We start from the raw sequence: 12,593 nt of genomic DNA on the forward strand, positions 1-12,593 counted from the left end.
GACGGACAACCCCTCGTGGATTTCGAGCGTGACGCGCTGCATCGCGAGACCCGCCGTCAATATCGGCATTTCGAGCAGCGGCGCGAATACGATCCGCTCGGCCGGCTGAAACGGATGATCGTGCGTCACGACGTACAAAGGACATTACCGAAAGACTGGATCGCCGGGCGCGAGCTGCGCTACGACGCGGCGGGCCACTTGACACGCATCGACGACCGCACGCGCGGCGTCACGGATTACACGTACGATCCGACCGGGCGTTTGCTGAAGGCGACGACGCTGGATTTGAAGGAAGTGTTTGCGTTCGATCCGGCGGGCAATCCGGTGGACCCGGACAAGATCCCGCCGCGCCCGAGCGAGGAAACGATCGAGTCTGTCTCGGCGCGGATGCAGCGGCAGATGGCGCAGGATCGCGCGTGGTGGGATGCCCATCCGGGCGAACGATTGCCGGACGAGCAACTCGCGAGGCGCTTGCGGGTGGCTGAAGAGTTCAACGTGCTGACCAGTTGGGAGCGGTCACTGCCGAAGTGCATCGGCAATGTACTGAAGGAACTGAACCGCGCGCGCTACGAGCACGACGCGCATGGCAATCTGGTGCGCAAGACGGAGCCGGGCGGGGTGACGTGGCTGTACGAGTACGATGCCGCGAACCGGCTCAAACGGGCCGATCGTTACGCGAAGCCGCCGGCGGCGGATGAGGTTGACCGGATCGAGCGGACGCAAAGCGGCGTGACGTCGATACCGGGCACGGTGCGCCCGGAGTTGCGCGTGAGCTTCACCTATGACGCATTCGGCCGTCGCCGGTTGAAGGAAGTGGCGAGCAAGAACGGCAGCATCGATCGAACGGTGTTCACGTGGGACGGCGACGTGCTGTTGATGGAGGAGCGCTTCCACGTCCCGCCGCCGCAGTGGGGCGAGCGCGATCCGCTCGCACATCGCGCACCGCAGGTGGTACGTGAGGATCCGGACGATGCGTACTCGGTGCCGGTGGCGCAGCGGGTCCATACGTTCGGCGAGCGGCGGCAATGGCGGGGTGCGTCGCTGTACCTGCACGAGCCGGGCACGTTCGTGCCGCTGGCACGGCTGGACGAGACGCTGGTGGAGGCGGCGTTCATTGCAACGGGCACGGACGGTCGGTTCGTGCAGGTGCCGGCGAAGACGCGGCATGCGACGCTGTTCTACCAGAACGATCATTTGGGGACGCCGCAGGAACTGCTGGATGACGCGGGGAAGGTGGTGTGGCTAGGTCGGTATCGGGCGTGGGGCGGTGAGAAGACGGTGTGGCGGGAGACGCCGGAGCGGAACGAGGCGGGTAACGCGATCCGGTTTCAGGGGCAGTATCACGATGAAGAGACGGGGCTGCATTACAACCGGTATCGGTATTACGATCCGGGGAGTGGGCGGTTTGTTAGCAAGGATCCGATCGGGCTGGCGGGTGGCCTGAACGTTTATCAATACGCGCCGAACCCGATAGAGTGGATCGACCCGCTCGGGTTGGCTCGGTCGGGGCAGTGGGCTACTGTTGGCAACGGCCGGATAAGAATTGATCCACCGCATGTGGAAAACACGAACCAGCAAGTTCACGCTCATTGCCAATGTAAGTCCCGAAAACAAGAGGTTGTTGTGAACAAGGACGGCACTCGAAGTCACGGGTCACGAGGGGATGTTTCGGGGCTTACGCGAACAGAGAAGGACTATTTGCGCGATAAAGGATTTAATCTATGACCGAACTTGGTGATGTGAAAATTTTTGGAACGCTTGAGGGGAGCGATAAATCGTTGAAGCTAGACGAGATATCAATTCTTGCGAGAGCGGAAGTTATCCGGGCGCTCGGAATTTTTCTGATCAATGCAGCTTACGAGATGGACGTCAATGAAGCTGAGCACGTGCACCTTCAGGATTCAATAGCTAACTTCTCATATGAAAACCACGTTGACGTGATTGCGATCAATCAAGAAAAGGTAAAGCTGGCGGATAGCTGATCGAACGAAGGGCCGCTCGTGAGCGGCCATTGTGGTTTCTGGGCCCGGGGTTTCAGGCGAGCTGGGACATTCCTATCGCAGGATTGCGTGCAATCCAAAGGTACCAAAGGACATTCTGGTACAACTCGCCTCGGACGAAGATGAACTTCCGAAGCGGCGAAGAAAAGGCTAACAGTTTAACCATGACGAACAAGGGCCGCTGAGCGGCCCTTGTTATTTGAGACAGCGCCCCGGCGGGGCAAGTGGTCATATATTGCAAAACGGCGTGGGAATATCCTTGTGTCCGGGCATAGAGCACAGGAAAATCGCATCCAGGGAAAAATTCCATGCAGCGAAGCTGCGGGACGGCTGGAAGCCTTGGTGGAAAAGGGATTGCGGCCGTCGAGATAGGCGTTTGCATCTGGGAAAAAGTTTGGCATCGTTGCGCCGGCTTTGCATCCGGCGCAACACCACTTTCCATCGGCCGAGCGGCGCAACCCGGCGGCGAATCGATACACTGCCGCACCGGTTGCACGGGCCCCGGCAATCAGGCCCGACGAAGGAGACAGCACAAGATGGACACCCAACGCGCAGCGGTCGTCACGTACCGCGGCAATGCGATCGAGAACACGCACGTCGCCGATGTGGCGGTGGTGGACGCCGGCGGCAAGCTGCTGTTCAGGCTCGGCGATCCGTTCCGGACGACGCTCGCGCGCTCGGCGGCGAAGCCGGCCCAGGCGCTGTCCGTGATCGAGACGGGCGCGCCGGAGCGGTTCGGTTTCGACGACGCGGACATCGCGTTGATGTGCGCGTCGCACAGCAGCGAGGAGCAGCACATCGCGCGCACGCGGGCGATGCTGGCGAAGGTCGACGCGCACGAGTCGGATCTGCGCTGCGGCGGCCATGCGCCGCTGTCGGACGCGGTGTACCGGTCGTGGATCAAGCGCGACTACACGCCGACCGGCATCTGCAGCAACTGCTCGGGCAAGCATGTCGGGATGCTGGCCGGCGCGCGGGCGATCGGCGCCGCGATCGCCGACTACCATCTGCCGGAGCATCCGATGCAGGTGCGCGTGAAGCAGGTGGTCGCCAACGCGTGCGGCCTGCGCGACGACGAGGTCGACTGGGCGATCGACGGCTGCAACCTGCCGACGCCGGCGTTCCCGCTCGACCGCCTCGCGCGCCTTTACGCCTCGGTGGCCGACGGCGCGGATACGCTGGAAGCCCGCGGCGCGGCGACGACCGATCGCGTGCGCGCGCTGGCGCGCATTCATCATGCGATGACGGCCCATCCGGAGCTGGTCGCCGGCGAAGGGCGCTACTGCACGGTGCTGATGGACGCATTCGAAGGGCAGGTCGTCGGCAAGCTCGGCGCGGATGCGTGTTACGGGATTGGCGTACGCGCATCGGCGCGCACGCGGGAACTGGGCGCCGACGGCGCGCTCGGCATCTCGGTGAAGATCGGGGACGGCAACATCGACGTGCTGTACATGATGGTCAGCGAACTGCTCGAACGGCTGCGGATCGGCACGGACGCGCAGCGCGCGCGGCTCGCCGCATTCCACCGGCCGCGGATGCTGAACACGCAGGGTGTCGAGATCGGGCACGCGACGTTCCCGTTCGAATTGCAGCCTGCCTGAAGGTAGGTCACGCTTCGACACGTCGATGCCGCATGCGGGCGATGCGTGCGGCCTCGATGCCTGCCTGCTGACCGGCGCGGCCGCTACGCGCCTGCGTCGCGAATCTTCATGAGTTCGACCTCCGACAGCTCGCCGATGTGCGCGAGATGGTCCGCGAGAAAGTCCTTCAGCACGCGCAGCTTCGCCGAGCTGCGCCGGTTCGCCAGATACGCGATATAGATGTGCTCGCCCGTCAGCTTGTTGTGCAGCCGATAGCGCGGCAGCACGGCTTCGAGCCGGCCGCTCGCCAGCAGGTCGCGCACCAGCCAGATCTCGAACTCGGCGATGCCGAGCCCCGCGCAGGTCGCCTCCAGCAGCAGCTCCGAATGATCGGTGACGAGATTGCCGGCCGGCAGCACGCTGTGCCGCGCGTCGCCGCGCACGAGTTCCCAGCGCGGATCGCCTTCGGGATGCACGTAGCGCAGGCAGTTGTGATGCAGCAGGTCGTCGGGCGTCGCGGGCCGCCCGCAGCGGTCGAGATAGCCGGGCGTCGCGCACAGGATGCTGTCGTTGCGCGACAGACGGTGGACGACCAGGTTGTCCAGATAGTTCTCGCCTTCGTGGATGTCGAGATCGTAACCACCCGCGACGAGGTCGTTGTGGTTGTCGGTGAGCCGCACGTCGAGCTGGATCGTCGGGTAACGCGCGAGAAACGGCGCGATCAGCGGCGCGAGATGGCGGCGGCCGAACGCGACCGGGGCGGTGAGCTTCAGCGGGCCGCTCGGCTGCGCATTGAGCTCGGCGACGACGCGCAGCGTGTCGTCGAGATCGGCGATCAGCGTGACCGCGCGTTCCAGGTAGATGTGGCCGGCCTCGGTCAGTGTCACGCTGTGCGTCGAGCGATGTAGCAGCGCGACGCCGAGCGCGTCCTCGATCGCCGTGATCTTGCGCGCGACGGTGGACGTCGACACGTGCATCTCCTTCGCGACCGCGGAAAAGCTCCCCATTTCGACGACACGCACGAACGCGCGCATCGCGCCCAGGTGATCGAGGCCGGTGTCTCTCGCCATCGTTTTCATTCGTCTCTCGTTGTTGCATCCCACGCAAAACCGCTTTCGATAATACAGAATCGAGCTTCTTTATGCAAAGGCATAGAATGCGATCCCGTCGTCCCGGGAAGCGGCGAGCGCAGCCGGTTTCCGATGGCGGCACGGGACAATTCTGGAGGGGACACCATGACGGCAAACGGCTTCCGCGTCGAAGCGGATCTTTTAGGGAAACGAAGCATTCCGAATGAGGTGTACTACGGCGTCCACACGCTGCGCGCCAAAGAGAACTTCGACATTTCGGGGCGCACGATCGCGTCGCTGCCGTACCTCGTCATGGCGCTCGCGGCCGTGAAGGAAGCCGCCGCCGATGCGAACTGCGAGCTCGGACTCCTGCCGGCCGCGTATCGCGACGCGATCACCGCGGCGTGCGTCGAGATCCGCGAAGGCCGGCTGCATGACCAGTTCGTGGTCGACATCATCCAGGGCGGCGCCGGCACGTCGACCAACATGAACGCGAACGAGGTGATCTGCAACCGCGCGCTCGAAATCATGGGGCATGCCCGCGGCCAGTACGAATACCTGCATCCCAACGAGCACGTCAATCTCGCGCAGAGCACCAACGACGTCTATCCGACCGCGATCCGGATCGCGACCTGCTTCGCGGTCGAGCATCTGCTCGAGGCGATGGCGCGCCTGCGCGATGCGTTCGCGGAGAAGGCCGACGCGTTCTCGGGCCTCCTGAAGCTCGGCCGCACGCAGTTGCAGGACGCCGTGCCGATGACGCTCGGCCAGGAGTTCTCGACCTACGCGGTAATGGTGACGGAAGACATCGCGCGCCTGCAGGAAGCCGGCTGGCTGATGCGCGAGATCAATCTCGGCGCGACCGCGATCGGCACCGGCATCACCGCGCATCCGCAGTACGCGGAGAAGGCGCTGGCCGCGCTGCGACGCATCACCGGCCTGGACCTGAGCACCGCGCCGAACCTGATCGAAGCGACGCAGGACTGCGGCGCGTTCGTGCAGATTTCCGGCGTGCTCAAGCGCATCGCCGTCAAGCTGTCGAAAATCTGCAACGACCTGCGGCTGCTGTCGAGCGGCCCGCGCGCCGGGTTCGGCGAGATCAACCTGCCGCCGGTGCAGGCCGGCTCGTCGATCATGCCGGGCAAGGTGAACCCGGTGATTCCGGAGGTCGTGAACCAGGTCGCGTTCGAGGTGTTCGGCAACGACCTGACGGTGACGTTTGCCGCCGAAGCCGGCCAGCTTCAGCTCAACGCGTTCGAGCCGGTGATCGCGAGCGCGCTGTTCCGCAGCTTCAGCCACCTGACGGCCGCCTGCACGACGCTCGCGGGCCGCTGCGTGAGCGGGATCACCGCGAACCCCGAGCGGCTGCGCGACACGATGGAGCGGTCGGTTGCGCTCGCGACCGCGCTGAACCCGTACATCGGCTACAAGCGCGCGACCGCCGTGGCCGCCGAGGCGCACGCGAGCGGCAAGTCGATCCGCGAAGTCGTGCTCGATCGCGAGCTGATGACCGCCGCGCAACTGGACGAAGCGCTGCAGCCCGAAGCGCTGATCCGTCCGCGCGCGTACTGATTCCGGCCGCGCGGCGCCGGCGCATGCCGCCGGCGGCCCGCGCGCGCCCGTTACCGCAGCGCCCCGTCGACGGGCGCCACACATCAAGAAACGGAGACACACCATGAAGCACGTCAGCGAGCGCCCGGCCGACACGGCCGGCGGCGCGGATCCCCGTCATGCCGATCGCGAAGCGATGTTCGCGTCGCACGAAGCCGGCTATGCGAAACAATTGAAGCCGCGCCACGTGCAGATGATCGCGATGGGCGGTGCGATCGGCACCGGCCTCTTTCTCGGCGCGGGCGGCCGCCTGCAGAGCGCGGGGCCCGCGCTGGCGGTCGTGTATCTCGTGTGCGGCGTATTCGCATTCCTGATCATGCGCGCGCTCGGCGAGCTCGTGATGCACCGGCCGACCAGCGGCGCGTTCGTATCGTACGCGCGGGAGTTCATGGGCGAGCGCGCGTCGTTCGTCGCGGGCTGGATGTACTACCTGAACTGGGCGACCACCGGCATCGTCGACATCACCGCGGTGGCGATCTACATGAAGTACTGGGCCGCGTTCTCGGACGTGCCGCAGTGGGTGTTCGCGCTCGGCGCGCTCGGCATCGTGTCGGTGATGAACATGATCGGCGTGAAGGTGTTCGGCGAGATGGAGTTCTGGTTCTCGATCGTGAAGGTGGGCACGCTCGCGCTGTTCCTCGGGGTCGGCGCCGTGTTTCTCGCGAGCGGCCATCCGGTCGCCGGCCAGATGCCGGGGCTGCACCTGATCGCGGATCACGGCGGGATCTTTCCGCACGGCATCCTGCCGGCGGTGCTGATCATGCAGGGCGTCGTGTTCGCGTATGCGAGCATCGAGCTCGTCGGCGTCGCGGCGGGCGAGACCGCCGATGCGCGCAAGGTGCTGCCGAAGGCGATCAACAGCGTGATGTGGCGCATCGCGCTGTTCTACGTGGGCTCGGTCGTGCTGCTGACGATGCTGCTGCCGTGGACCGCGTACAGCGCGCACGAAAGCCCGTTCGTAACGTTCTTCAGCAAGCTCGGCGTGCCGTACGTCGGCACGGTGATGAACGTCGTGGTGCTGACCGCCGCGCTGTCGAGCCTGAACTCCGGCCTCTATTCGACCGGGCGCGTGCTGCGTTCGCTCGCGATGGGCGGCTCGGCGCCGCGCTTCGTGTCGCGGATGAACGCGCGCGGCGTGCCGTACGGCGGGATCCTCGTCACGGTCGCGGTTAACGCGATCGGCGTGCCGCTGAACTACATCGTGCCGGCGCAGGCGTTCGAGATCGTGCTGAACATGGCGTCGCTCGGGATCATCACGACCTGGGGCTTCATCGTGATGTGCCAGATCCTGTTCCGCCGCGCGGTCAATCGCGGCGAACTGAGCCCCGTGTCGTTCCGGATGCCCGGGGCACCGTTCACGTCGTGGCTCACGCTCGGGTTTCTCGTCAGCGTGCTGGTGCTGATGGCGTTCGATTACCCGGGCGGCACGTGGACCGTCGGGATGATTCCGTTGGTCGTGCTGGCGCTCGTGATCGGCTGGAAGCTCGCGAAGCGCGGTGCCGCGCGAGAGCGGGCAAGCGCCGCCCCGGCCATCGCCGATCCGGCCAGCAACGTCTGACGATGTCCGACGATGCGCACGGGCGGGTCGACCGGCCGTGCGCTCAGTTCAATCCGACGCGTGCGCCGACCCAGCGGCTGAAGTCGCCGGCCATCGGCGCCGTGAGTTCGTGGCCGGCGTCGTAGAGCCGCGTGTCGTGCGCGACGCCGAGCGCCGTCAGCTTCGCGTCGGCCGTATTGGCCCACGCGAGCGGCAGCTTGTCGTCGAAGCGGCCGTGCATCACCAGCGCGTGCAGCCGGCTCAATGCATCGCGCGACGCGATCAGCGGATCGATCTCGGGCAGGATGCGCCCGCACAGCACCGCGAATGCGGCCACGTCGGCCGGCGACGTGAGCGCGACGCTCGCGCTCATGATGCCGCCCTGGCTGAAACCGGCGATCACGGCGGGCAAGTCGGGGGCGCCGGTGTCGGCGTCCGGGGCGCGCAACGCACGCAGCAGCGCGATCAGCTGCACGCGGCTCGCCTCCGCGCGGGCCGCATCGATTTCCGGGCCGTTCGGGCCGAAGCGCACCGGAAACCACGCGTGCTGGTTGGGGCCGAACGTCAGCGGGCCGCGCACGAAGGCGATTTCGATGCGCGGATCGATCGTGTCCGCCAGGTTCAGCAGGTTGGTTTCGTTGCCGCCGACGCCGTGCAGCAGCAACAGGCGGCCCGCCGGGTGGCCGGCGGCCGGGCGCAGCCGGTACTGGAGGCCGGATTCGGGGTCGGTGGTCAGCGGCAAGACGTCGGTCATTGCGTGGGTCCGGTAGGGGAATGAGCCGACAGTCTAGAACGCGCGGACGGCGAGGTGAATCGCCGGATGGCGATTGATTGTTTCCTGTCTGGAATGAATGGGGGGCCCGCGGTGTCGGATATTGGGGGCAGCTTCTTGTGTCATGGACGAGGAAATTTGCCGGTAGGCGACTGGTTATGGTCAATATGCCGGCCGGGTGACTCGTTATCGCAACCCATAGTTGATAAGATAGATACGTTTTGTAGATACATGGGGTTGAGAGATGGAGACTGCCAAGATTTTCAAGCATGGTGGATCGCAGGCCGTCCGCTTGCCGAAGGATTTCCGCTTCGATACAACGGAGGTCCGGATTCGTCGGCACGGCGCGTCTGTCATTCTCGAGCCGGTGCCGCAAGACTGGGCATGGCTGACACCGTTGATCGGCCCGGTTGACGCCGATTTCGAGGCCGCCGCGGCAACCGAGCCTGCCGCTCAAGAGCGTCCGGGACTGGACGTGTTTGAATGAAGTTTCTGCTGGATACCAATGCGGTAATCGCCATTCTGAAAGGCGAACAGGCCATGCTGGCCCGATTGCGTAGACATCAACCTGCGGATTTCGGAATTCCCGCGATCGTCGCGCATGAACTCTATTACGGGGCGTACAAGAGTGAGAGAGCGGTAGCGAATCTGGCACGCGTCGAGGGGCTTCAGTTCGAGGTCGTGTCGTTCGATGCGGAAGATGCGCAGCATGCCGGTGAAATCCGTGCGCAACTGACCGCGGTGGGAACACCGATCGGGCCATACGATGCATTGATCGCAGGACAGGCGCGAGCGCGACGCCTGGTGCTTGTCACGCACAACATGCGCGAGTTTGAGCGGGTCTCGGAGCTACAGGTCGAGGATTGGCTCGCGGCGGCGCGCGAAAACTGACCGTAGTGCACGTCATGTGGCAATCGGCGCGGATGGCAATCGCGAGCGGCTGGGTTTGCAGGGGCGGTATCGCGCTCGATCCGTGAGCGGCGATGACCGGGCCGGTGAGACGCCGCGCGTCATTGAATTCGCTATCGTGCGTAAAGGGCTGCATGACCGATCCGCTTCGCAAGATAATGCGCAAACGTTTTACCGGTATTCGACCGGATTGAATTGCCGGATCACAAATAAAAGAATAAATACCCGGATTCATTTACGGCAGGCCGCCTGGCCGCCCCGACAGCGCCTGCAGGCCCGAGGTTAACGGCCGACTCGAGAATAACTTTAGGATTTTCTCGCCGCAATTGACCATTGCGATTTCCTCAATGACCGATTGATTTTCAGTCATCGGACAGTCATACACCATCCCCGATAATTCGGCGCTCACATTCTTTCAATAGACCAAAGGGCGATCGAAGCCGGATCGCTGCGGGGAGCTGTACTCATGACCATCCGTCATCGCATTACGCTGCTAGTCGTCCTGACGTTTTTCGCGCTGTCCGCGATCGGCGTGTACGCCGTGTACCAGACGCGCAAGAGCGCGTCCGAGGTGCGTCAGGTTACCCAGGGAATCGTGCCGAGCGCGCTCGCGTCCGCTGATCTCGTCGCCGACGTGAAGAACATCCAGATCGCGACGATGACGCTGGTGTACGCGCCCGACGCGAACACCGCCGCGCAGGCGCGCGACGAGCTGAAGGCGAAACAGGCCGCACTGCGCGCGGCGCTCGACGCGCAGGCCAGGTCGGCGGTTGGGCGGGCGCAGCAAGGCCTCGTCGAGCAGGCGAAGGACAGCGCCGCGAACTACTTCGCGGCGATCGACGACACCGTGAAGATGAAGGCCGACGGCAAGCCGGAGATGGCGCAGGCCTACCTGTTCGCGAACGTCGCGCAGTATCGCGACGAACTCGAAAGCATCGTCGACACGCTGCGCGTCGAGAAGAACCGCCAGAAGGACGACGCGATCAGCGCGCTGAACGGCATGCTGTCGACCACGGCGACCGCGATCGCGGCTGTCGCGGGCACGGTGGTCGTGCTGCTGACCGCGCTCGGCTTCGTGCTGTACCGCCAGATCGCGCGCCCGCTGATCGGGATGCAGACGGCGATGAGCGAGATCGCGACGAGCCAGGACTTCACGCGCCGCGTGCCGGTGGGCCGGATGGACGAAATCGGTCATTCGATCGTCGCGTTCAATGGGATGATCGAGAAGATCCAGGAGAACGCCGCGCAACTGAAGCAGAAGACGGCCGACATCCAGGCGATGCTGCAGAACATGCAGCAGGGGATCCTGACCGTCGTCGAAGGCGGCGTCGTGCATGCGGAGTATTCGGCTTACCTCGAGACCATCTTCGAGACGAGCGACATCGCCGGACGCGACCTGATGGCGCTCGTGTTCGACGATTCGAGCATCGGCGCCGACGCGCGCTCGCAGGTCGAGGCGGCCGTGCATGCGTGCCTCGGCGAGGACAGCATGAACTTCGCGTTCAACGAGCACCTGCTCGTCAACGAAGTCGCGAAGCGGATGCCGGACGGCCGCGAGAAGTGGCTCGACCTGAGCTGGTCGGCGATCACCGACGAGACCGACACGGTCGTGCGGCTGATGCTGTGCGTGCGCGACGTGACGGAGATCCGCGAGCTGACCGCGCAGGCCGGCGAGCAGCAGCGCCGCCTCGAGATGATCGGCGAGATCCTGTCGATCAGCCAGGACAAGTTCCATGACTTCGTGCACAGCGCGAAGGGCTTCCTCAGCGAGAACGAGCGGATGATCCGCCAGCACGAACGCGCGGATCACTCGATCGTCGCGGCGCTGTTCCGCAACATGCACACGATCAAGGGCAATGCGCGCACGTACAGCCTTCAGCATCTGACCAACATCGTGCATGAAGCGGAGCAGGCGTACGAATCGCTGCGCCGCGCGGACGGCGGGCCCGAGTGGAACCGCGATGCGCTGATGGACGACCTGGTTCGCGTGCGCGAGGCGGTCGAACACTACGCGACGATCAACGCGGTCACGCTCGGCCGCCAGGGCGAGCCGGCGCGGTCCGGCGGCGACTACCTGATGGTCGAGCGCGCGCATATCAGCGAGAGCCTGCGCATGCTTGACGGCGCCGATCCGGCGAACGCGGGCGACTGGCACGCGGCGCGCGATTCGGTGCGCCGCCTGCTGAGCCAGTTCGGCACGCAGGGCATCGGCGACGCGCTGGGAGGCGTGATCGAATCGCTGCCGTCGCTCGCGGCCGAACTCGGCAAGCCGGCGCCCGTCGTGCATATCGACAGCAACGGCCATCGCGTGCGCAGCGAGATCGGCGCGACGCTGAAGAACGTGTTCATGCACCTGCTGCGCAACGCGATCGATCACGGGATCGAAACGTCCGACGAGCGTCGCGCGGCCGGCAAGCCGCCGGCCGGCAAGATCGACATCGCGGTCGACGTCGAGGACGGTGCGCTGCGGTTCGTGCTCGGCGACGACGGCCGCGGCCTCGCGCTCGACCGGATTCGCGGGATCGCGCGCGAGCGCGGGTGGATCGACGCCGGCAACGAAGCCGCGCTGACCGACGAAGCGGTGGCCGAACTGATCTTCCGTCCGGGTTTCTCGACCGCGCGTGCCGTGACCGAAGTGTCCGGGCGCGGTGTCGGGATGGACGCGGTGCGCAACTTCCTGAAGCGCGACGGCGGCGACATCGCGCTGCGCTTCACCGACGATCGTGTCGGCTTGCCGTATCGCGCGTTCGAGACGATCGTGTCGCTGCCGGCGCGTTTCGCGGCGGACGTTGCCGCGCACCACGCCGAGCCGCACGCACGCGCCGGCATCGCGAACGTCGACGTGGCGGAGTGATCGTGCAAGCGTGGATGATCCCGATCGGCGCCGCGCTGGCGGGCGGCCTGGTGGTCGCGGCAATCGCCGCGATCGTGTGTCGCGTCATGCGGGCGCGGCTCGTTGCCGCGCTGACGCGCGAAGCGGATACGTTGCGCGATGCGCTCGGCGCGGCCGATGCGCGTGCCGACGCAGCCGTCGCCGCGCAGACGGAAGCGGCGCAGGCATGGGCGCGCCGCGAGACGGAGCTCGAGGAAACACTGGCTCGCGAGGCGGCCGGC

The 12,593-nt window shown here is 65.5% G+C and carries 10 protein-coding genes and 1 pseudogene; 9 read left to right on the top strand and 2 right to left on the bottom strand.

Annotated elements, in window-relative coordinates; translation table 11 throughout:
- The 3 genes from F3J14_RS29710 to F3J14_RS29720 form a co-directional block, all read left to right on the top strand.
- Positions 1-1,725: RHS repeat-associated core domain-containing protein (locus F3J14_RS29710; protein WP_282100763.1), on the top strand; the 1,725-nt coding region annotated here is incomplete at its 5' end.
- Entirely contained in the window at positions 1,722-1,982 is a 261-nt protein-coding gene (locus F3J14_RS29715) for a hypothetical protein (protein WP_166725976.1), read from the top strand. The genes F3J14_RS29710 and F3J14_RS29715, both read left to right, overlap by 4 nt.
- A gap of 554 nt (positions 1,983-2,536) precedes the next feature.
- On the top strand, positions 2,537-3,601 hold the full coding sequence (locus F3J14_RS29720) for an asparaginase (protein ID WP_166725977.1): 1,065 nt from the start codon (positions 2,537-2,539) through the stop codon (positions 3,599-3,601).
- A gap of 83 nt (positions 3,602-3,684) precedes the next feature.
- Here the strand turns inward: F3J14_RS29720 and F3J14_RS29725 are convergent, their stop codons facing one another.
- A complete protein-coding gene (locus F3J14_RS29725; protein WP_166725978.1) occupies positions 3,685-4,659 on the bottom strand; it encodes a LysR family transcriptional regulator in 975 nt (324 codons plus the stop codon).
- A 156-nt stretch (positions 4,660-4,815) separates the two neighbouring features.
- Between F3J14_RS29725 and aspA the strand changes: the two genes are divergently transcribed.
- A complete protein-coding gene (gene aspA, locus F3J14_RS29730; RefSeq protein ID WP_166725979.1) occupies positions 4,816-6,222 on the top strand; it encodes an aspartate ammonia-lyase in 1,407 nt (468 codons plus the stop codon).
- 103 nt (positions 6,223-6,325) lie between these two features.
- Positions 6,326-7,819 (top strand): amino acid permease, encoded by a 1,494-nt coding sequence (locus tag F3J14_RS29735; RefSeq protein WP_166725980.1) that lies wholly within the window; start codon positions 6,326-6,328, stop codon positions 7,817-7,819.
- A gap of 43 nt (positions 7,820-7,862) precedes the next feature.
- Here the strand turns inward: F3J14_RS29735 and F3J14_RS29740 are convergent, their stop codons facing one another.
- Positions 7,863-8,552, bottom strand: a complete 690-nt coding sequence (locus F3J14_RS29740; protein WP_166725981.1) for a phospholipase — start codon at positions 8,550-8,552, stop codon at positions 7,863-7,865.
- Positions 8,553-8,814: 262 nt separating this feature from the next.
- On the opposite strand from F3J14_RS29740, the gene vapB reads away from it, so the two are divergent.
- The 4 genes and pseudogenes from vapB to F3J14_RS29760 all read left to right on the top strand — a co-directional run.
- The gene (vapB, locus tag F3J14_RS29745; protein WP_011658485.1) at positions 8,815-9,057 is read left to right on the top strand and encodes a type II toxin-antitoxin system VapB family antitoxin; all 243 of its coding nucleotides are present in this window, start codon (positions 8,815-8,817) and stop codon (positions 9,055-9,057) included.
- Positions 9,054-9,461: a type II toxin-antitoxin system VapC family toxin gene (locus F3J14_RS29750; protein WP_166725982.1), complete on the top strand. Its 408-nt coding sequence runs from the start codon at positions 9,054-9,056 to the stop codon at positions 9,459-9,461. Before vapB ends, F3J14_RS29750 begins: the two co-directional genes overlap by 4 nt.
- A gap of 484 nt (positions 9,462-9,945) precedes the next feature.
- Positions 9,946-12,333, top strand: coding sequence for an MCP four helix bundle domain-containing protein (locus F3J14_RS29755; protein ID WP_166725983.1), 2,388 nt, complete (start codon positions 9,946-9,948; stop codon positions 12,331-12,333).
- Positions 12,334-12,335: 2 nt separating this feature from the next.
- A pseudogene (locus F3J14_RS29760) lies at positions 12,336-12,593 on the top strand (chemotaxis protein); the annotation flags it as partial.

The sequence above is a fragment of the Burkholderia sp. Tr-862 genome (genome assembly GCF_011753085.1).
Taxonomy (GTDB): Bacteria; Pseudomonadota; Gammaproteobacteria; order Burkholderiales; family Burkholderiaceae; genus Burkholderia; species Burkholderia ambifaria.

Coding starts and splice junctions, on each gene's coding strand:
- F3J14_RS29755 (WP_166725983.1), top strand. CDS start 9,946: ATGACCATCCGTCATCGCATTACGCTGCTAGTCGTCCTGACGTTTTTC.
- vapB (WP_011658485.1), top strand. CDS start 8,815: ATGGAGACTGCCAAGATTTTCAAGCATGGTGGATCGCAGGCCGTCCGC.
- aspA (WP_166725979.1), top strand. CDS start 4,816: ATGACGGCAAACGGCTTCCGCGTCGAAGCGGATCTTTTAGGGAAACGA.
- F3J14_RS29740 (WP_166725981.1), bottom strand. CDS start 8,552: ATGACCGACGTCTTGCCGCTGACCACCGACCCCGAATCCGGCCTCCAG.
- F3J14_RS29720 (WP_166725977.1), top strand. CDS start 2,537: ATGGACACCCAACGCGCAGCGGTCGTCACGTACCGCGGCAATGCGATC.
- F3J14_RS29725 (WP_166725978.1), bottom strand. CDS start 4,659: ATGAAAACGATGGCGAGAGACACCGGCCTCGATCACCTGGGCGCGATG.
- F3J14_RS29735 (WP_166725980.1), top strand. CDS start 6,326: ATGAAGCACGTCAGCGAGCGCCCGGCCGACACGGCCGGCGGCGCGGAT.
- F3J14_RS29750 (WP_166725982.1), top strand. CDS start 9,054: ATGAAGTTTCTGCTGGATACCAATGCGGTAATCGCCATTCTGAAAGGC.
- F3J14_RS29715 (WP_166725976.1), top strand. CDS start 1,722: ATGACCGAACTTGGTGATGTGAAAATTTTTGGAACGCTTGAGGGGAGC.